16 protein-coding genes and 1 pseudogene are annotated in these 19,863 nt (G+C 67.3%); 9 read left to right on the top strand and 8 right to left on the bottom strand.

Going from position 1 to position 19,863, the window contains the following annotated elements; genetic code table 11:
* Positions 1-180: 180 nt before the first annotated feature.
* The 5 genes from RT309_RS06615 (at position 181) to RT309_RS06595 (ending at position 5,992) form a co-directional block, all read left to right on the top strand.
* Positions 181-993 (top strand): hypothetical protein, encoded by an 813-nt coding sequence (locus RT309_RS06615; RefSeq protein ID WP_313356081.1) that lies wholly within the window; start codon positions 181-183, stop codon positions 991-993.
* A 275-nt stretch (positions 994-1,268) separates the two neighbouring features.
* Complete coding sequence (locus tag RT309_RS06610; protein WP_313356080.1) at positions 1,269-3,074, top strand: serine/threonine-protein kinase; 1,806 nt, start codon at positions 1,269-1,271, stop codon at positions 3,072-3,074.
* Between the two features lie 823 nt (positions 3,075-3,897).
* Positions 3,898-4,536, top strand: a complete 639-nt coding sequence (locus tag RT309_RS06605) for a hypothetical protein (protein WP_313356079.1) — start codon at positions 3,898-3,900, stop codon at positions 4,534-4,536.
* A gap of 19 nt (positions 4,537-4,555) precedes the next feature.
* The gene (locus RT309_RS06600) at positions 4,556-5,719 is read left to right on the top strand and encodes an ImmA/IrrE family metallo-endopeptidase (RefSeq protein WP_313356078.1); all 1,164 of its coding nucleotides are present in this window, start codon (positions 4,556-4,558) and stop codon (positions 5,717-5,719) included.
* Positions 5,720-5,866: 147 nt separating this feature from the next.
* Positions 5,867-5,992, top strand: a complete 126-nt coding sequence (locus RT309_RS06595) for a VOC family protein (protein WP_313356077.1) — start codon at positions 5,867-5,869, stop codon at positions 5,990-5,992.
* A gap of 21 nt (positions 5,993-6,013) precedes the next feature.
* Here RT309_RS06595 and RT309_RS06590 read toward each other — a convergent pair whose 3' ends face one another.
* Both RT309_RS06590 and RT309_RS06585 read right to left on the bottom strand, forming a co-directional pair.
* A complete protein-coding gene (locus RT309_RS06590) occupies positions 6,014-6,415 on the bottom strand; it encodes a VOC family protein (RefSeq protein ID WP_313356076.1) in 402 nt (133 codons plus the stop codon).
* Between the two features lie 71 nt (positions 6,416-6,486).
* Positions 6,487-7,470 (bottom strand): TerC family protein, encoded by a 984-nt coding sequence (locus RT309_RS06585; RefSeq protein ID WP_313356075.1) that lies wholly within the window; start codon positions 7,468-7,470, stop codon positions 6,487-6,489.
* A gap of 228 nt (positions 7,471-7,698) precedes the next feature.
* Here RT309_RS06585 and RT309_RS06580 point away from each other — a divergent pair, with 228 nt between their 5' ends.
* From RT309_RS06580 to RT309_RS15060, 3 genes and pseudogenes are all read left to right on the top strand, one after another.
* Complete coding sequence (locus tag RT309_RS06580; RefSeq protein WP_313356074.1) at positions 7,699-10,830, top strand: chondroitinase family polysaccharide lyase; 3,132 nt, start codon at positions 7,699-7,701, stop codon at positions 10,828-10,830.
* 83 nt (positions 10,831-10,913) lie between these two features.
* Entirely contained in the window at positions 10,914-11,420 is a 507-nt protein-coding gene (locus RT309_RS06575) for a metallophosphoesterase (RefSeq protein ID WP_313356073.1), read from the top strand.
* Positions 11,421-11,542: 122 nt separating this feature from the next.
* Positions 11,543-12,262 (top strand): annotated as a pseudogene (locus tag RT309_RS15060) (DUF998 domain-containing protein); the annotation flags it as partial.
* Positions 12,263-12,456: 194 nt separating this feature from the next.
* Here the strand turns inward: RT309_RS15060 and RT309_RS06565 are convergent.
* The 5 genes from RT309_RS06565 to RT309_RS06545 form a co-directional block, all read right to left on the bottom strand.
* Positions 12,457-13,152, bottom strand: a complete 696-nt coding sequence (locus RT309_RS06565) for an NAD(P)-binding domain-containing protein (RefSeq protein WP_313356071.1) — start codon at positions 13,150-13,152, stop codon at positions 12,457-12,459.
* 44 nt (positions 13,153-13,196) lie between these two features.
* Entirely contained in the window at positions 13,197-13,457 is a 261-nt protein-coding gene (locus RT309_RS06560; RefSeq protein ID WP_313356070.1) for a Rho termination factor N-terminal domain-containing protein, read from the bottom strand.
* Positions 13,458-13,597: 140 nt separating this feature from the next.
* Positions 13,598-14,023, bottom strand: coding sequence for a pyridoxamine 5'-phosphate oxidase family protein (locus tag RT309_RS06555; protein WP_313356069.1), 426 nt, complete (start codon positions 14,021-14,023; stop codon positions 13,598-13,600).
* A 55-nt stretch (positions 14,024-14,078) separates the two neighbouring features.
* Positions 14,079-14,510, bottom strand: a complete 432-nt coding sequence (locus tag RT309_RS06550) for a pyrimidine dimer DNA glycosylase/endonuclease V (RefSeq protein ID WP_313356068.1) — start codon at positions 14,508-14,510, stop codon at positions 14,079-14,081.
* Complete coding sequence (locus RT309_RS06545; RefSeq protein ID WP_313356067.1) at positions 14,507-16,750, bottom strand: MMPL family transporter; 2,244 nt, start codon at positions 16,748-16,750, stop codon at positions 14,507-14,509. The genes RT309_RS06550 and RT309_RS06545 overlap by 4 nt, the downstream gene beginning before the upstream one ends.
* A 77-nt stretch (positions 16,751-16,827) precedes the next feature.
* Here RT309_RS06545 and RT309_RS06540 point away from each other — a divergent pair, with 77 nt between their 5' ends.
* A complete protein-coding gene (locus RT309_RS06540; RefSeq protein ID WP_313356066.1) occupies positions 16,828-17,193 on the top strand; it encodes a hypothetical protein in 366 nt (121 codons plus the stop codon).
* Positions 17,194-17,225: 32 nt separating this feature from the next.
* Here RT309_RS06540 and RT309_RS06535 read toward each other — a convergent pair.
* On the bottom strand, positions 17,226-19,863 hold a 2,638-nt coding region (locus RT309_RS06535), incomplete at its 5' end, for an error-prone DNA polymerase (RefSeq protein WP_313356065.1).

Below are 19,863 nucleotides of genomic sequence, written 5' to 3'. Positions count from 1 at the left end.
GAGCGCCGAGCGCCGAGCGCCGAGCGCCGAGCGCCGAGCGCCGAGCGCCGAGCGTGCAGAGGTAGCATCAACCTCCATTCCCTGGGCGGCGACTCAAGTTCAACACCTCCACCGGACCGTCTGCGATGGCCAGCTGCAAAAGACGACAGATCTCTCCTCGACAGTGAGTACGGTTCAATAGTGACGTTCGACACCGATGACCTCGCTGACCTCGCGATCACGCTGCGTGCACATATGAACGCCGCCGGGTTGAAAGTGGCGCCTGCGTCACCGTCGTCCACCCGGTCATCGGATGTCTTCTTCGTCCACCCGGCTGTCTCTGTCGAGGCATTCCTCGAGACGCTCGACATGATGGCACCGGCCGCCGTGTTCGTGCTCGCCGAGTCGTTCGACCCGGACGACATGGATACGGAAGATGCCGCCCTTCGGTCGACCGCTGAGCAGCACGCAGGCGAGATTTTCCGACTGTCCGTGCTGTGGGCGCGAGACGGGATGCTGCACACCTGGTTGATTACGACCGACTGGCACGACGCGCTCAGCGACGAATCTGAGATGCATCACTACCGGGCGAAGGGGCTGCAGCAGATGGACCGCGAGCTGATGTACGAGCGGAGCAGGAACGCGCACTGTCAGCTGATGGAGTTGGTCGTTGAGTCGCCGGACTTCCGCGGCGCCACGATCAACAGGCGCACGGTTCAGGTTCGGCTGTTGATGGATGCAAACCCCGCGCTTGTTGACGGCCTGATCTTCCCGCGCGAGTTCGCCACCGCGGCGCGGCGCACCGCAGCCGACGAGGTTGCCCGGTGGGAAGCACGGCTTGCCGACGACGAGGGTGTGATCCGTCGCCTCGCGCTCGAGTTGCGCGGAGTGCGCACACAGCGCGAGCAGAAGGAGTACGCCGCGAGGATGTTGCGCGAGCTTGCCGACGGATGGGCGCTCACCGAAACGTTCGTGGATCAGATGCGCCGCAAGACTCGGGACCTGGATACGTGACCTCTGTGGACGCTGTCGAGGCCGTGCTCTTCGATCGGGGTGGCGCTAACCAAGATCGTTGCTGGGCTTCGCGAAGCACGGCGACTCGACCCGGCGGTCTCACCGACCTAGTGCACGGCCTAGCTGGGCGAGTCAATCCGCTGGAGCGACCCGAACAGAACTGGGATCGACGATGTCGAAGCCGGACCCCCATGTGGGCAAAGCCCGTTCATGAAGCGCGCCCCTTCAGGCATGCGGTCAATCGGACGTTCCTGAACCCGCACTAGCTTGGGACCATGCCAAAGCATGAGCCTTTCGTTATCGATGAAGTCGTGTATGCGCCGATAGTGTCCCTCGGACAAGGCGGGTCAGCCGTTGTCTGGAAAGCGCGGCGTGAGACAGATGGCGCGATAGTCGCTGTCAAGCGGATCGAGAGGGACCCTAAGAAGCATTCTGCACGCAACGCGCGCTTCGAGCGGGAGATCCAATATGGCCATGCCACTACACACCCAAACGTCGTGAGAATCCACGCATACGCCGAGGACGAGAGATCCTACTTATACGTCATGGACTTCTATCCGATGACCCTGCGAGAGGTCATCAAGGATGAGTCCGATCCCGATGTGCTGCTCGACTACGTCCGCCAACTCTGCGAAGCACTCGCACACGTGCACGGCGATGACATCGCGCATCGAGACATCAAGCCTGAGAACATCCTCATCGATCCGGATGCGCGCAGGCTCGTGTTGGCCGACTTCGGCATCGCGCACTTCAAGTCATCTGCGCTCACAAGGCCCGCGGATTTGCTGGCAAATCGGAACTATCTCGCGCCAGAGCAGATGCTGAAGAACAACACCCTGTCGGTTGGCAAGCCAGCGGATATCTTCGCGCTCGGGCTCATCATTACGGAGATGTTCACGAAGCAGAACTCTCGTGGAAAACGGCACGCTCTCATGCGCGAGTGCTACCCATTCCTCGCTGACCTAGATCTGATCGTCGAGCAGATGATGCTCCAGGACGAGTCGCAGCGGCTCCGTATCGAGACCGTTCGCGGCCTTCTCCGAGTGATGATTGATCGGCTCCACGCAGCGTTGAAGGAGACCGCCAATGAGGTGCGCCCCAATGATGCGCTTGCTGAAGTCTCACCCGATGAGATGGAGCGTGTCCTGGGGCGTGCGGCGCGCGACATGCTGTCCGCAAAGCACATCTTCGAGCGGGTTACCGATGAGGACTTGGGTCGATACAACGGCAACTACCACTGCGAGATCGCGTATAGGACGAGCACGGAGCTCTATAACGCCTGCGCGCAGTCAGTCGTGTACTCGCTTTGCAGGGCGAAGTTCGATTATGAGGGAGCGGGAGGATGGGACGACCATGACGACGCTCGAGTGAGACCCGAAGCCAAGTTGGAGCTCATCCGCGAGTTCGATGCGGTCCTCGCTGACTTCCCCCTGCCCAAACGATCGCTCTGGGATGGCCTGCCTAGGCAGTCGGCTCACTTGTTCCGATTCTGCAAGGACTACCACTGCGAAGAGCTGCTGACGACAGTCCGCGAAGCTGTGTACGGCGAAGGGTACGATGCGCTGCGGATGAATCTGATCGACGCTCCGATCCTCTGGATCGTGTGTAGCGTGCGCAGATACCTGCGTACGGACTACCTGAACTTCGATCAAACCGTTCGCGAGGAGATCGGGTTTCAGCGCCATCTCTCGGTGCGCTGGAACGAGACGTTCCCGATGGATACTGCCCGCAGAACGACGGGCGCTGAGTTGTTCAACGAGCCGTTCAACGCGGACGACATCGCAAATGCTCTTGCAGCGCTTGAATCAAAGTGGGCAGTGACTGTGGGGGAGGTAGTCAGCGGGAGTTACTCCGTGATGTTCCGGTCAAGCGAGGAGTACCGCCGCTTCCGTGACGAGGTGCTAGCCCTCGCAGAACCGGATTCAGTATTCGAAGCGGACGTCCTAGATTTGCTTCGTCCTGAGGCAGAGTACGATGATCTCGTCGCACTCATCTGGGATCGAGACTTCGACGTTGCCGTAACGCTCGGCAAGGTTCTGGGTACCCGCAAATCAGTAGTCGACAGCGACGTTCTTGTGTAGCCCGACTGGCCACTTCAACGAGACCAATCGTCGTGATGACACCGTTCGTAATCGGTCAAGTTTTCAACCTCGCTGAAGGAACGGCATTCGCGCGGAGAGCGATTCGCATACGGTCTGTTCATGGCGTTCGGATGGCGCCCGAGTAACGGTTTGTGAATCATCGAGTGGGGATGCCGGATCTCGTTACAGTCGCGTCGCAGCCATGTTCACTCAAGTACTCCATCGCCCACGACACGTCTGACTCTGGGTTCCATGCGCCAGTCATGACGCTCGTCATCGGGAGCGGCGAGACTTGGGCCGTAGAGTACTCGCTTATCGGGGAGTCTGAACCGGCTGCGGTGAGGGTGATCAACTTCTGTGAGTCGTAGCGTTCAGCTCTCGACCATGCGTTCCTGGCGCTCCGACAAATCACTCCGTTCTCAATGTCGGGAGTGGAGCCGAGAATATCGGCATGACTCAGCTCTACACAAAGAATGGCCGACCGCTACAACGCGGAGGTGACCAGCTCTGGTCCGGATTGGGGATCTATCTCGGTACGATCCACGGCCGGTACGTCTTCGATACCTCCGGCCAGTACGCCGGAACGATCGAAGGAGACCGCGTGTCTATCGGGTCGTCGACTCGGCGTGCATCGCTAGCCCGACCATCGCAGCCCCGCGCGTCGGTCTCGCGGTGGTGCCTGCCGTGCCTGCAGTAATCCTGGGCGACAAACCCCGGTTTCCGAGCTGACGCAGTCGACACGCCGCGCCTAACTTGAAGTAGCAATTCTTTCACTCGGTGCGCTAGTCTGAGGATCCCACCGGCTGCGAGACAGGAACCGCACATGGCCATCCATGCCCCGAAGACCCGCGAGGAGCTCGCTGGCTACCTCTCCCCGATGCGCCTCACCGCCGAGGTGTTCGAGCGCGCAGTTGCCGTCGGTGCGGCGGAAAGCCGGACCTTCTCGCAGGGTGCACCGAAGTCTGCGCCGAACATGACGCGCTGGTTCCGGACCGTCGAGTTTATGCATGAGCAGCTGATGCTGTTGCAGCTCGATTGGAAGCGCTCCAATCCGCAGAACCTGCCGTACTTCTCGCAGGCCGACCTCAACATGGGGCTGATCACGAGCAGCGGTGACGAGTTCACTGGTGTGCCGTGGGGGACGTCGCCCAGCACCAAGAACCCGAAGGGCTCCGCCTTCGCCAAGCGCGTCGACGAGAACGGCCAGGGCGCACTGTTCGACCAGCAGACGGCCGACGGCGCCGGGATCGACGTCAAGTATCTCTGGATCCTGCTCTACAACGAGCGCGACGGCATGGTCTATCTGGAGCTGTCCCGCCCGAAGTCGATGGCCGGCAAGCAGATCGACAGCTGGCTCGACCGCATCATCTTCCCGCCGTTCGACCTCGCGCTCGGCGCCTTCTCGTTCGATGAAGACGAGGTCGGCGACGAGGGCACCGGCTTCACCATCGCCCGTCGATGACGAGGCTGGATTCCCCAGGATGAGCACTACCTTTGTTCCGGCGCGCCTTGAGATGGCTCGCGCCATCCGGCAGATGACGGCCACCGACCTCGCGTCGGCGGCGAGCATTAGTGCGCCCTGGATTTCGCAAATCGAGAACGTCAAGAAGACGCCGGGGCCGGATCTCGTGCGCGAGCTGGCGCGCGTCTTGAAGTTCCCCGTTGAATTCTTCTATCGCCCCGTGAAGAGCCAGCCGCCGTCCGACGCCTTCCACTTCCGGGCGACGTCGAAGCTTGCGAAGAAGGACGAGGCGACGGCACGGAGCTTGTCGACGCTTGCCATCGAGTTATCGGACTGGATTGAGGCGACCTACCACTCGCCTGCGCCGGCTGTCCCTGAAGTCCAGGACCTGATCGGCTCCGACGACGAACTTGCGCCGGAACAGGCCGCCGAGGCGGTGCGCGGTGCATGGGGGCTCGGCGTCGCCCCCATCAAGAACCTGCTGCAGCTCCTGGAGTCCAAGGGAGCGAAGGTCTACTCGGCGGGCGGCCCGCTGCAGGCCATCGACGCCTTCTCGTTCCGTCACGGCGCTATGCCGGTCATCTTCCTCAACGTCCACAAGTCCGCGGAGCGCCTCCGGTTTGATCTGGCACATGAGCTTGGCCATCTTGTCATGCACGGGGGATCGCTCAATGTCGAACCCGGCAAAGAGAAGGAGCAGGCAGCCAACGACTTCGCTAGCTCGTTTCTGATGCCGCGCTCCGACGTCATCGGTGCTATTCACAGCAATAACCTCATGCTCGAGGACGTGCTGATGCTGAAGCGGCGCTGGCGAGTGAGCGCGATGGCGCTCAACCTGCGCGCCCACCGCCTCGGTGTCGTTTCAGACTGGACGTACAGCACGCTCGCCAAGCAGCTTTCAATGGCCGGCTTCCGCCGCGGTGAACCCGGATCGGATCTGCGCACCGAGTCATCGAGTCTCCTCACCCAAGTCATGAGCGACATGCGTAGCCGCGGCCAGGGATTCTCCGAGCTCGCTCGGCTCCTTGACGTCCGTGCACAGGATGTGCAGGACTTGATGCTCGGGATTGTGACCTTTGGCATTCAGGGTGATGGCGTGGTTCGTTCGAGGAGCACGGCAGATCTTCGCGATGCCTCGCTCGCAACCGTCGCTGATCTGAATGCGCGGCGCGGGCGTTCCTAGTTCTAGTTCCCGTTCAGCCCGACCGTGTTCTGCGCAGGAAAGACGCATTCGCTGTCCGCGACCCGTTCCCGGGCGTAGATCTCGACGCGATTCCCGCAGCTGGGCGCAGGCATCGGCTTCTGGTTCCACAGTGCCGACGCGTCAGGCGTGTACACACGACTGATCGACGCGGGAGTGGAGATCGTGCAAGAACCGTTCGAGGGTCCATTCGGCCTGCAGTTCTCCTTCCGTGATCCCGACGGCTACGTCGTCACCGTGCACGCCGGCGGCTGAGAGCCGTGGCGCAGCCGCCCGTCACTCCGCGACCAGCACCGAGATCACGTTGCCTGCGGGATCCTTGAACCACGCGATCTCCGGGCCCGACGCGCCGTCCGGTCCCATCCGTGCGATTCCCTTCTCGTCAGTGCCGAAATCGGGGTCGGTGTAGATCTTGGTGACCACACCGCGGGCGTTCAGATCATCGACGGCGGCATCGATGTCGGCCACCGCGAAATTCAGAACGGTGTACGTCGCCGGAACATGGTCCGGCTTGTCGTACACGAGGATCGAGCCGCCCTGCGGCAGGCCGATCTCGAGGAAGCCCATCGGGTTGTTCGAGACCGGCATGCCGAGCGTCTCGCCGTAGAACGTGCGGGCGGCGTCGAGATCATCGACGCTGAAGCCGCTGAAGACCTGCTCCGGGGTGAATGCGCTCATGAGCCAATGGTGCGCTCGCAGACGGCCCATTTCCACCGCATCTGCGGCCGGTGCGCGCCGGCATCCCGACGTCAGCCCCGATCCACCGCAAGCCGGTCGACACGCGTCTTCCTCAGGCTCGCCGCCGTCGCCACCGCGATCGTTCCCGCGATGAACAGCAGCGACAGCCAGATCGGGATCTCGGGGATCACCGTGATCGGCTCGCCGCCGTTGATGAACGGCAGCTCGTTCTTGTGCAGCGCGTGGATGAGCAGCTTCACGCCGATGAACGTGAGGATCACCGCCAGTCCCTGGGCGAGATATACGAGCCGCTCGAGCAGGCCGCCGATCAGGAAGAAGAGCTGGCGCAGCCCCATCAGCGCGAACACGTTGGCGGTGAAGACGAGGTACGCCTCCTCGGTCAGCCCGTAGATCGCGGGGATCGAGTCGACGGCGAAGATGAGGTCGACGAAGCCGATGGCGACGATCGTCAGCAGCATCGGCGTCACCCAGCGGCGGCCGTCCTTCCGCACGGTCAGCTTGTCATCGTGGTACTCATCCGTCACCGGCAGGTGCCGGCGGACGAAGCGCATGAACCTGCCGTCGACGACGTTCGAGTCGCCGTGCGAGAACGCCTGCTGGTAGGCGAGAACCAGCAGCAGGGCTCCGAACAGGTAGAAGACCCAGGTGAAGTTCTCGATCAGCGCCGCACCGACGGCGATGAAGACGCCACGCAGGATGAGCGCGATGACGATGCCGATCATCAGCACCTTCTGCTGGTAGATCTTCGGCACGGCGAAGCTCGACATCACGATGAGGAACACGAAGAGGTTGTCGACCGACAGTGCTTTCTCGGTCAGGTAGCCCGCGAAATACTCACCGCCGAACGTCCAGCCGGAGACCACACCGACGCCGACGCCGAACACCAGCGCCAGAGCGATGTAGAACGCCGACCAGCGCGCCGATTCCGCGATCGTCGGCTCGTGCGGCGTGCGCACATGCGTGAAGAACTCGTAGACGAAGAAGGCGACGGTCACCGCGACCGTGATCATCCAGACGAGAGGGGTGACTTCCAAGGGGGCTCCTGACCTGAGGCGGACGAATCGACGCCAAGGTCTTCTCCATCCCCGAATCGGGAACCGGTGGACCGGGATGCGACGTGCATCCGTGGTGACGAGCCACCGCGCAGGAGTACTCCCCTTGTGGCGATAAGTGTACCCGCCGTCGCAATGCATCTTGAATGCCCTCCTCGCCCCCTGCGATCCTCGCCTGCGAGACGACGAAGTTCGAGAAGAGGAGTGTCAATGGAGATCTCACGACGCGGATTCCTGGTGGCGGGCGCAGCCTTCGGCAGTGCCGCGCTGATCGCAGGCGGTGCGCAGCCGGCCCTGGCATCCGCTCTGCGCCCCGCGGGTGCGCTCGACCCGGCGGATGTCGAAGCGCGTGCTCTCGCGCTGTCGCCGCCGGTCTTCCTGCTCGAGACGCGGGTGCCGCGGCAGTTCTCCACGGGCAAGGGAAGCACGATCTCGATCAGCCCCGAGCGCGGCAAGGTCGGCGCCCACAGCCTGAAGTGGGAGCACGCCGCCCGAGGAGTGCTGACCATCAAGGAGCCCCTGCGCTACCAGGCCAGCCGCTACACCGCAGGCATGGACCAGGCGCTGATGGGCACCGTCGACACCTTCTCTATGTGGGTGTACAACTCCGAACCCACCACCGACCGTCTACGCGTCGAGTTCGGCCGCGGAGCGACCACCGACACGGTCTTCGAATTCGGTCTCGACTTCACCGGCTGGCGCACCTGCTGGGTGCGCCTCGGCTACGACACCGAGGGCACTCCGCATCACGCGATGAACCGGGTGCGCTTCGTCGCGCCGGCGCGCTCGGGCAGCCTGTACATCGACCAGGTGGTGCTCATCACCGAGATGCGCCCCGACCACCCGACCCCCGACCGCCAGGCACCGTTCGTGCAGCCCGAGATCGCCGAGGCCGACAACCGGCACTGGCTCGACCTGGTGCGCTTCGATAACGACCTCGCCGCGGCATCCCTCCCCGCAGCCGACGGCGCAGCTGATCTCGCCGGCATCCGCGCCGCGCTGCTGAAGTCCGCGACGGTCGCCGCCGACGTGACCACCGCCGGGCTCGCGAAGGCGAAGGAACAGGTCGCCGAGCTCGGCGTGCCGGCACGGGCATCGGATGCGCCTGTCGGTCCGGGCTCGTACATCAACGGCTACCAGTCAGCGATCCTCCCGGCTGAGATCCGCGCCGACGTCATGACCCTCGCCTCGGCGGTGGCGCTGCGCGCGTACGGCACCCGCATGCGTGCGATCGCCGCGGCATCGGCGAAGGCACGGACCACGGGGGCCGCCACAGCGCCGGAGTTCGACGAGCTCTACCTGCGCATGTACGCACACCTCGAAGACCAGGGCTTCGCGAAGGGCAGCGCGCAGGGCACGATCCACCACATCGGCTACCAGTACCGTGAGGCAGCCGACTCGTTCCTCGTCGCGCAGCCGCTGCTGACGGAAGCCGGGCTGTGGCGGCGCGCGATGGACAACCTCGCCTGGTTCGTGGGGCTGGGCCGGCTCACGCACGACTTCAGCGATCCGGCCGAGTACGGCGGCATCATCGACGTGCAGAACACTCTGCTCAAGCCGATGGCGATCTGCGCGGTCGGCGCCGGAACCGCCGACGAGCAGTGCCGCCTGCTGGCCGCGCTCACCCGATTCACCGAGCGCTCGCTGAGCACCTCGCCCGGGATCGAGGGAGGGCTCAAGCCCGACGGCACGATCTTCCACCACATGGGTCCGTACCCGGACTACGGCCGCGATGCGCTGGTCGGAATGGCACCTGTGGTCGCCCTGCTGCACGGCACGGCCTTCGCCCTGGGAACCCCCGCACGCGCCTCGCTGCGCCGGGCGCTGCTCACCCAGCGCCTGCACGCCAACACCACGCAGTGGCCGATCGCGCTCACCGGCCGCCACCCCGACGGCGAGCAGGGGCTCTCGCTGAACCCGTTCACGGCGCTGGCGGCCACGCCGATGCCGGGGGAGGGCGGCGCGTTCGACCCGGAGGTCGGTGCGGCGTTCCTGCGGCTGCTGCCGCCGAACCCGTCGGCCGCGCAACGCAGCCTCGCCGCCGACCTGCGCGAGGCGGGCATAGAGGCCGAGCCCGCCCCGAACGGACACTGGGCGCTGGGCTACGCCGCGTGTGGGCTGCACCGCCGCGGCGAGTGGCTGGTCGCGCTGCGCGGACACAACCGCTACCTGTGGTCGAGCGAGATCTACGCCACCGACAACCTCTACGGTCGCTACCTCGCCTACGCGTCGGTCGAGGTGCTCGCCCGAGCCGACGACAGCGGGCAGATCACGCATCCGGCCAACGGCTATGTGCACCCGGGATGGGACTGGAACCGCATCCCCGGCGCGACCACGAAGCACCTGCCGTGGGAGCTGCTGAAGGGCGACCTGAGCGGCACGATCGAGATCATGCCGCTGACGCGATCGGCGTTCGGCGGGGCCGGTTCGTTCCAGGGCGAGCACGGCGTCTTCGGGATGCACCTGATCGAGCATCCGACGTTCGACCCCACGCACACGGCGAAGGTGTCGCGATTCAGCTTCGACGATCTGATCGTCTGCCTGGGCAGCGACATCGCGAACGACGACCCGCACCACACCACCGAGACGACCCTGTTCCAGGTCGCCGTGCCGACCGCCGACGGCACCGACGACGCGGCGCAGCTCACCCGGCCCACCGGTGTCGTCGACCCCCTCGGCAACGGCTTCCATTTGCCCGCCGGGCAGCGGCTGCGCCGCATCAGTGCGGTGCAGAGCGCTCCCGACGAGAAGGACACCACGACGGCATCCGTTCCGTACGCCACGGCGCTCATCGATCACGGAGCGGCACCCCGCGGTGGGGCGTACGAGTACGCCCTGCTCGTCGGGGCGGGCGAGCAGCGCACGGCCGACTTCACCACGCGGATGAGCACCGACGACGCGCCCTACACCGTGGTGCGAAAGGATGCCGCCGCGCACATCGTGCACCATCGCGACACCGGGATCACCGGTGCGGTCGTCTTCGCCGACGTGACGGACCTCGACGCGGCGATCACCGCCGTCGACGCACCGTGCCTGCTGATGTGGCGCAGCGACGAGCAGACGCTCGCACTGTCGGTGACCGACCCCGACCTGCATCTGTACGAGGGCGACGACCCGGATCAGTTCGCCGCCGACGGCAGCTACGTCGGAGCGAACACGAGCTATTCCCGCCCGTGGCGGCGCAACACCAGCGCGCCGTCGCACATCAGCCTCACCGTGCAGGGGCGGTGGTCGTGCGACGAGGACGGCGTGACGGTGAACGCGGCCGGCGAGGCGACGACGGTCACCGTGACGTGTCGCGACGGCGCCTCGCGCGATCTCACCCTGACCGCCATCGGGTGAGATCGGGCGCGGGCCCGTCGTCGGGGATGCGGTGAACCGCGGCGAGACGCTCGGTCTGGCGTCGATGGGATACTGGCGGCACCATGACGACGACGATGCTGCTGCTCGCCGACACGCATATCCCGGCGCGGGCGAGACGACTGCCGCGCGCTGTGCTCGACGCGATCGATGCATCCGACGTCGTGGTGCACGCGGGGGACTGGGTCGACATCGCCACCCTCGACCTCATCGAGTCGCGATCCCGAGAATTCCACGGCGTCTACGGCAACAACGACGGGCCCGAGCATCGCGAGCGGCTCCCCGAGATCGCGCGCTTCACCGTCGGGAACCTGCGCTTCGCGGTCATCCATGAGACGGGCCCGGCGGGGAAGCGCGAGCAGCGCATGGATCGGGTGTTCGCCGACACTGACGTGCTGATCTTCGGGCACTCGCACATACCGTGGGACACCGTCACGCCACGCGGCCTGCGTCTGCTCAATCCCGGGTCGCCGACCGATCGGCGCCGTCAGCCGGCGTGCACGATGATGAGCGTGCGCATCGACGGGGGAGCGCTCGACGTCACGCTGATCCCGGTGAACCGCGACGAGTGAACCGCGACGGTGAGCCGCTCCCGGTGAACCGCGACGGGTGATCCGCGTCCACCGAGGCGGATCACCGAGATCGATTCTCTGAAAGCGCGGCGAACCATATCAGCGAGGGTTATTCCGTGATAATGGTCGCCCGAACTCGGCATCGCCCAATAGGCTCCAAGAGGCGGAGCTTTCTCGAGCCGCTCCGCACTCGTTTCGCGCTTCCGGGGGATGGTCACACCCGCGTCTCTCCTGCGCGGGTGTTAGGCGGACCGATGAGTGGACAAGCTCTGCTGACAATACCGGTGATCGGCGTGCGCGCCGCACAGATCCGAGCGGAAGACCCGCCGGCCCGGAGGGAAGGCGCGGTGCCGCGACTCACGTGGGTGCTGTGCGCCGCTCTGCTGCTCTGCGGGTGCATCCTCGTCTCGGCGGCGACCACGACCGACGCGGACTGGTGGCATCTCTACTTCAGCAGACTCGGCATGATGGGCGACTTCTCCAGCTTCGCGTTCAACGGAGGACTCATCGCGAGTGGAGCCATCATCGCCGGCTCGTCGTGGATGCTGCGGATCCGCCTCGCCGGCGTGCTGCCGCACTCCCGGCGCTCGCGGGTCGCCATGCGTCTGATGCCCCCGGCGATCGCCGGTCTCGGCATCAGCCTGCTCGCGATCGGCGCCTACCCGCTCTCGGTCGACCCGGTCGCGCACGAGCGGGCCACCAACGGCGCCGTGCTGTCTTTCGCCTTCCTGCTGCTCTCGCACCGTGTGCTGCTCTGGCAGCTCGATGGGGCACTGCGCCGGGCCACGATCATCAGTGCAGTCATCATGATCGTCGCGCTCGCCGCGTTGAAGGCCGAGGTCATCTCGCTCACCGTCTTCGAGGCGATCGCCTTCGCGATCATCCTCTGGTGGGTGCACCTGCTCGAGCAGATCGCGCACCGCCATGCCTTCTCAGCACCGTCGAACGCGTCGACCTGGTCGCCGCGCCGGCGACGCACCAAGACGGATGCCCTGCCCGCGGCCGTCCGGCGGCGCGCGAGCGCCGCGAAGATCCGTCAGGGGCGGTCGGAGCGCCGCGCCCGTGCGACGACGATGCCGCGCCGCGACGTCTCGAACCCCTCCAGCATCTCGCGCAGCTGCGCAACGCTCACGTCGGCGCCGAACGCGTCGGCTCCCGGCTCGAGCATGATGCCGGATGCCAGGGGGCCGGCGATCACGGGATCGAATCCCAGGTCGTCGATCAGTCGCGACACGGCATCCAGGTCGTCGGCCGAATCCCCGGCGATCGCGATGGCCTTGCGCCCAGCTGCCCCGGCGGGGCGAGCCTCGTCCTCCAGATCGTGGTACCCCATGTGCCCCAGACCTTTGACGACGCGCGCGCCCGCGAGGTGCCGCTGAACCAGCTCGCTCGTCGAGGTGCGCGGGTCGTCGAGGTCGGGCCGATCTCCGTCGGCGCCCCACCAGTAGTTCATGGCGTCGATGACCAGCATCCCGCGCATCTGCGCCGCCGGCAGCGTGCGGTAGCGGCCGAGCGGAAGCGCCAGCACCACGGCATCCGAGACCGTCACCAGGTCCGAGACGCTCACCGCCTCGGCTCCGATCGCCGCGATCGCGCGTGCGATGGGAGCGGGATCGCCCGCTCTCGCGACGACCACCCGGTAGCCGGCATCCACCGCGAGCGCCGCCAGCACACGCCCCAGACGGCCGGCGCCGATGATGCCGAGCGTCCGGATCGGCGAGGTGACAGTCACCCCGTCATCGTACGGCGGCCGGTCGGGCGCCGGCGCAGGCGTACTCAGTGGTCGCGCAGCATGCTGATGAGCTCGGCCTTGCGCTTGCCGGAGTATCCCTCGATGCCGAGCTCCTTCGCGCGCTTCTTCAGCTCGTCGACCGTCCAGTCGTCGTAGTCGCCCGACTTCCCTCCCCGACGTCCGACCGCCGAGCGGCCGTCGCGGGCGGCCGCGTTCGAGATGCGAGCCGCCTTCTCTTTCGATGCACCGTCATCGCGCAGCTTCTCGTACAGCTCTTCGTCCTTGAGCTCTGGCTGGTTCGGCATCGCCGCCTCCTCGGATCTTCGGACGTCGCGGTCCGCGACTGGGGACGACCCTACGCACGGCGCTGCGGGAGTCGAACGGCCTTGACACCCCGAGAGAAGCGGCCTATCCGCTCACCGCCTTGTCGGCAACCGCCCGCCGCTCAGCGCCAGGCGGCTTCGACGACACGCGGCGGATGCTCGGCCGCGTCGTACACGCGCACCCAGTGCACGTCGACGGCGATGATCTCGAATCCGGCATCCAGCGCCCGGGAATCCGGGAAGCGCTCGCAGTACACCTCGCCCAGCCGCCAGCGCTCCTCATCGTGCGTGATGCGGGCCCTGCCCTCCAGCTGCACCGATGTGTCCGCTCCGGTGACGGCCATCGCGACGTTCGGGCGCTCGCGGATGTTGCCGACCTTGCGCGAGTCGCGGGCAGCGTCGAAGATCAGCACGCCCTCGTCGGTGGCGGTGAGCCCGACATACGCGGCCTGCGGTGCGCCGTCCCGCCCGACGCTCGCCACGACGCCCGACCCGCACACGCGGACGAAGTGCGCGACGGCCGCGCGGTCCGATGCATCGATGGTCATGAATCGACGGTACGCTCCTCGCCGCCGCACGGCGAGAGGGTCTTCGATCGCCCGATCAGATGGCCCGCTCCCACAGCTCCACAGGCCCGGGCACGACGGTGAACAGCGGGTGCGCGGTAGGCGTCGACGCCCGCCACCGCACCGCATCCGTCGGACTGCGCTGGTCGAGCTTCGCGCCCAGATGCTGCCATTCCAGCATCAGCTGACCGTCGGTCACCGGGATGACGTCCACGGGCGGTCCGGGTGCGATGATCCGCCGCCGATCGAAGCGGTAGCCACGGGCATCGGCTTCATCCGCGACCGAAGACAGATACGCGCCGACCGACGCGAGCGGGTCGGCCTGCGCGCGGAACCGCTCGAGCTGCGGATGTCTGGTGTATCCCTTCGTGCGCCCCGCGAGAACCGCCTGGGCGAGCAGCGTCTCTCGCCAGCAGGCGACGAGAGCCGCCCGATCGAGATGCGCGGGGTGCAGCGACCAGATCCTCACCCGCGGCCCGGCTCCTCCGTGCTCGCGACGTCGGCGGCCCGCTCGTCATCCCGGTCGGGAGTCGGCTCGGCATCGCGGCGGCTGAGCTTCGACGGCCACCAGATCGCGCGACCGATGTCGTAGCCGAGCGCCGGCACGAGCAGCGAGCGCACCACGAACGTGTCGAGCAGCACGCCGAAGGCGACGATGAACGCCAGCTGCACGAGGAACAGGATGGGGATCACCGACAGCGCCGCGAACGTCGCGGCCAGCACGAGCCCCGCGGAGGTGATCACACCGCCGGTCACCGCCAAGCCGCGCAGGATGCCCTCGCGCGTGCCGTGCCGCTTCGATTCCTCGCGCACACGGGTCATCAGGAAGATGTTGTAGTCGATGCCCAGCGCGACGAGGAACACGAAGCCGAACAGCGGCACCGCGGGGTCGGCTCCCGGGAACCGGAAGACGCCGTTGAACAGCAGCGCGGCGACGCCCATCGCCGAGCCGAACGAGAGCACGGTGGTGAGGATCAGCAGCACGGGGGCGAGCACCGCCCGCAGCAGCAGCATGAGGATCACGAGGATCACGCCGAGGATCACCGGGATGATCAGGTTGCGGTCGTGGATCGACGCCGTGTTCGTGTCGACCGCGGTGGCCGTGACACCTCCGACCTTGGCTCCCGTCTCGTCGAGCTCGGCGCGCAGCCGGTCGACCGTCGCCTCGGCATCCGCCGAGTCGGCGGCGTCGGTGAGCGTGCCCTGCAGCAGCACGCGCCCGCCGATGACCGTGGGCTCGGGAGCGGGGGTGCCGGGAGGGCCGAACGCGGTGATGCCGTCCGCGGTGACCGGGGCGCTGCCCGACGGCGAGTCCTCGGCGGTCACGCTGACGCCGTCGATGCCGTCGTCGGCGAGCAGCACGTCGGCGGCATCCTGAAGCCGTCCCTCGTCGACGAGCACGTACGCGGGGCTGCCCGAGCCGCCGGGGAAGTGCTCGCCGAGCGCCTTCTGGCCGTCGCGCGCCTCGGAGGCGCCGAGCACGAGATCGGACTGCGGCACGCCCTTGGCATCCAGCTGCACGACCCCGACCGCGGCTATCGCGAGCACGACGGCCGTCGAGATCCAGATCAGGCGAGGGCGGGTGCGGATGCCGCGCGCGAGCCGCGGCCAGAGTCCGCTGCCCTCCAGCGGGCTCGCGTCGGCGACCCGCTGGGGCTCGTACTTCGGGCGCTGGGGCCAGAACGCCGCGCGGCCGAACAGGCCGAGCAGGGCGGGAAGCAGCGTGAGTGCGGAGAGCATCGCGAAGACGATGCCGATCGCCGCCACCGGGCCCAGCGTGCTGTTCGACTTCAGGTCGCTGAGCAGCAGGCACAGCAGGCCCGCGATGACGGTGCCGCCCGAGGCGAGGATCGGCTCGAACGAGCCGCGCCAGGCTGCCGCGACCGCCGTCCACCGGCTCTGGGTGACGTGCAGCTCCTCCCGGAAGCGCGCGACCATCAGCAGCGAGTAGTCGGTCGCGGCGCCGATGACGAGGATGAACAGGATGCCCTGCGTCTGCCCGCTGAGCAGCAGGATGCCGAATTTCGCCGCCCACCACACCACCAGCAGCGCCACGCACAGCGCGAACAGGCTCGTGCTGAGCACGACCACCGGCAGCAGCAGCGAGCGGTACACGATCACGAGGATCACGAGCACGGCCGCAAGGGCGACCAGCAGCAGGATGCCGTCGATGCCGGCGAATCCGGCGACGAGGTCGGCCGTGAAGCCGGCGGGCCCGGTGATGTAGACCTTCACGCCGTCGGGCACGCTCTCACGCAGGTCGGATGAGAGGGCGGTGGACACGTCGCCGATGTCGGCGTTGGTGTCGATCGGCACGAACGCCTGGGCGGCGAGAGCGTCGTCGGAGACGATCACGGGGGAAGAGCCGTCCTTCACACCCTCGGCGGTCGTGGCATCCTCGAGGGCGGACGTCAGCTCGCCCTTCAGCGCGTCGTCGATCTCGGCGTCGGAGGTGAAGACGACCACCGCCGGGATCGAGTCGGAGCCGAGGAAGTCGTCGAGGGCGCGCTGCACCTCGGTCGCGTCGGCCGAGTCGGGCAGGTAGGTCGTGCGGTCGTTCGAGGAGACCTCGTCGATCTTGCCGAACAGGGGGCCGCCGAGACCGGCTCCGGTGAGCCAGAGCAGGATCAGTGCGGCCGAGATCAGGACACGCCACACAGTCCGCGGCTTCTTCTGCTGCTCTGTGCGGAGCTGTGCTCGCGTCGTCATTGGTGTCCTCTCGTCAGCACAACGGTACCGGCCCGAACAGAGGTCGGCGGAGGACTTGACAGGCCTAGCATGAAGGCATGCAGAGAACACTCGTCATCGCGGCATCCGCTCCGGTGCCGAGAGGCAATCACGTGGAGATCGCGCAGGCCGCCGACGGGGCGGTGATCGCCGTGCGCGACCTTGACCGGGGCATCCAGTACGAGGTGCGAGACACGACGCGCGAACAGCTCGATATCTGGCGCGCGGTCGTGCGCGACTGCCGCGTGACCGAGACGGCGCGTGAGCCGCGCACTGTGCTCGTCGTCGGCTTCTCGGACGCGGTGTCGGCGGCCGAGGAGGCCCTCAGCGAAGCGGATGCCGCAGCCGCTGCGGCCAAGGCGGAATCCGATCGCTGGGGTGGCGCCGACCGGCCGCCGGCCGAGGTGCCCGAGCGGTTCTGGTGACCCGCACCCGGACGTGCGCCGCGGACTGACGGTCAGCGGAAGTCCCGCGAGCGGTGCGCGAGCCCGGTGCGCAGGTCTTCGAACGCGTCGGCGAGCACGTTCGTGACGCCCTCCGGGGAGCGCTCGAGAAGCCCCCGCACGATGAGCGCGGGGGAGTCGCGAGCCACCCGGCGATAGCGGGCCCAGACGCCCGTCGTGCAGATCACGTTCACCAGCCCGTGCTCGTCCTCCAGATTCAGGAAGGTGACTCCGCTGGCGGTCGCCGGACGCTGCCGGTGCGTGACCACTCCGGCGACCTCGATGCGCCGCCCCGTCTCATGGGTGCGCAGCCCGGCGGAGGTCAGCACGCCCCGCTCGTCGAGCGAGGTTCGCAGGTGCGACATCGGGTGATCGTCGATCGATACGCCGGTCGCCCACAGGTCGGCCGCCAGGCGCTCGTACCCGGTCTGATCGGAGAACAGCGGGGGCTGCACCGAGAGCGCCGTGCCGGGCAGGAAGCGCGCCCGGTCTTCAGCGGCGGCGCCCGCGAGCCAGATGGCCTCGCGTCTGCTCAGCCCCAGGCACTCGACGGCCCCGGCCGTGGCCAGTGCCTCGATCTGCGCCGTGGTGGGGTCGGTGCGCCGCACCAGATCGTGCAGGTCGCGGAACGGCCCGTGATCGTCTCGTGTCGCGACGATCCGCTCGGCGAGCTTCACGCCGATGCCGCGCACCCCCGACAGTCCGAGCCGCACGGCGAAGCGGCCGTCGCGGCGGTGCGCAGCCGATTCGTCCGGGGCGGAGCTGTCGAACCGCAGAGGCGTCGGCTGGTCGAACGCCGCACAGGATGACCTGCCGGTCGGGCCGGCATCCGGGCCTGCCCCGGAATCGGGCGGGTCGACCGGCTCCAGCCCGTCCATCACCCCGGACGCGTGCAGGTCGGGCCGGCGGACCTGCACGCCATGATGGCGGGCATCCGCGGTGAGGGATGCCGCCGAGTAGAACCCCATCGGCTGCGCCCGCAGCAGCCCGGCCAGGAACGCCGCCGGATAGTGCAGCTTGATCCACGAGCTGGCGTAGACGAGCAGCGCGAACGACAGCGAATGCGACTCGGCGAAGCCGAAGTTCGAGAACGCCTGGATCTGCGCGTAGATGCGATCCGAGACCTCCGTGCTCAGTCCGCGCCGGCTCATCCCGGCGTACAGCTTCACCCTGACCTTCTCGATCTTCTCCAGACCCCGCTTCGAGCCCATCGCCCGGCGCAGCAGATCCGCCTCGTCGGCGGTGCAGTCGCCGATCGCGGTGGCCATCTGGATCAGCTGCTCCTGGAAGATGGGCACGCCCAGCGTGCGCTTCAGGATCGGCTCCAGGTCGCGGTGCGGGTAGGGGATGTCGAGGCGCACCGGCTGCTCGCCACGGCGCAGCCGCTCGCGGTTCTCGGCATCCACCCTGTCCTTCTCGATCTTGCGACGCACGAACGGGTGCACCGCCCCGCCCTGGATGGGGCCGGGGCGGATGAGTGCGATCTGGATGGCGAGATCGTAGAAGCAGCGTGGCTGCAGCCGGGGCAGCAGACCCATCTGCGCCCGCGACTCGACCTGGAACACCCCGATCGAATCGGCCCGGCAGAGCATGTCGTAGACCCCCGGCTCCTCTTTGGGGATCGTCTCGAGCGTCCAGCGCTCGCCGGTAGACGCCCGGATGAGGTCGAAGCAGTGCTGGAGAGCTGCGAGCATCCCGAGTCCCAGCAGGTCGAACTTCACCAGGCCCATCGATGCCGCGTCGTCCTTGTCCCACTGGATCACCGTGCGCTTCTCCATGCGGGCGTGCTCGACCGGCACCACCTCGCCCACCGGACGGTCGGTGAGCACCATCCCGCCGGAGTGGATGCCGAGATGCCGCGGCGCTCGCAGCAGGTCGTCGGCATAGCCCAGCACGTCGTCGGGGATGTCGTGGCCCTCCACCGGCTGCAGCCCCGAGCTCCACCCGTCGACCTGCTTCGACCAGGCATCCTGCTGGCCCGGCGAGTACCCCAGCGCCCGCGCCATGTCGCGCACGGCGTTCTTCGGCCGGTACTGGATCACGTTCGCGACCTGGGCGGCGCGCTCGCGGCCGTAGGTCTCGTACACCCACTGGATGATCTCCTCGCGGCGGTCGGAGTCGAAGTCCACGTCGATGTCGGGCTCCTCGGTGCGGGTGGTGGCGAGGAAGCGCTCGAACGGCAGCCCGTACAGGATCGGATCGACCGCGGTGATGCCCAGCAGATAGCAGACCGCGCTCGCCGCGGCCGACCCCCGCCCCTGGCAGAGGATGCCCCGGCGCCTGGCCTCCTGCACGATGCCGTGCACGATGAGGAAGTACCCCGGGAAGTCCTTTTCGTCGATGACGTCGAGCTCGCGTTCGATCCTGGCCCGCCCCGCCGCGTCGAGACGCGGGTACCGCTCGGGCACCGCCTGCCAGACGAGGTGGCGCAGCCAGGTCATCGGCGTGTGCCCCTCGGGCACCTCCTGCTTCGGCAGTGCAGGGCGGGCGGATCGCAGCGGGAAGGCGCACTCGGAGGCCAGCCGCAGCCCGTGCTCGATCGCCCCCGGATAGCGGCGGAACCGGGCGGCCATCTCGGCGCCGCTGCGCAGATGCGCCCCACCGTGCGCGGGCAGCCACCCGTCGAGGTCGTCCATGCTGCGCACCGCACGC

The organism is Microbacterium sp. (assembly GCF_032084865.1).
Taxonomy (GTDB): Bacteria; Actinomycetota; Actinomycetes; order Actinomycetales; family Microbacteriaceae; genus Microbacterium.
Note: the sequence above shows the minus strand (reverse complement) of the source record. Positions and strands in the feature narration are given on the sequence as shown.

Excerpts from the sequence above, each read along its gene's own strand:
- RT309_RS06605 (WP_313356079.1), top strand. The coding sequence starts at position 3,898 with ATGGCCATCCATGCCCCGAAGACCCGCGAGGAGCTCGCTGGCTACCTC.
- RT309_RS06580 (WP_313356074.1), top strand. The coding sequence starts at position 7,699 with ATGGAGATCTCACGACGCGGATTCCTGGTGGCGGGCGCAGCCTTCGGC.
- RT309_RS06560 (WP_313356070.1), bottom strand. The coding sequence starts at position 13,457 with ATGCCGAACCAGCCAGAGCTCAAGGACGAAGAGCTGTACGAGAAGCTG.
- RT309_RS06610 (WP_313356080.1), top strand. The coding sequence starts at position 1,269 with ATGCCAAAGCATGAGCCTTTCGTTATCGATGAAGTCGTGTATGCGCCG.
- RT309_RS06590 (WP_313356076.1), bottom strand. The coding sequence starts at position 6,415 with ATGAGCGCATTCACCCCGGAGCAGGTCTTCAGCGGCTTCAGCGTCGAT.
- RT309_RS06600 (WP_313356078.1), top strand. The coding sequence starts at position 4,556 with ATGAGCACTACCTTTGTTCCGGCGCGCCTTGAGATGGCTCGCGCCATC.
- RT309_RS06575 (WP_313356073.1), top strand. The coding sequence starts at position 10,914 with ATGACGACGACGATGCTGCTGCTCGCCGACACGCATATCCCGGCGCGG.
- RT309_RS06545 (WP_313356067.1), bottom strand. The coding sequence starts at position 16,750 with ATGACGACGCGAGCACAGCTCCGCACAGAGCAGCAGAAGAAGCCGCGG.
- RT309_RS06540 (WP_313356066.1), top strand. The coding sequence starts at position 16,828 with ATGCAGAGAACACTCGTCATCGCGGCATCCGCTCCGGTGCCGAGAGGC.
- RT309_RS06555 (WP_313356069.1), bottom strand. The coding sequence starts at position 14,023 with ATGACCATCGATGCATCGGACCGCGCGGCCGTCGCGCACTTCGTCCGC.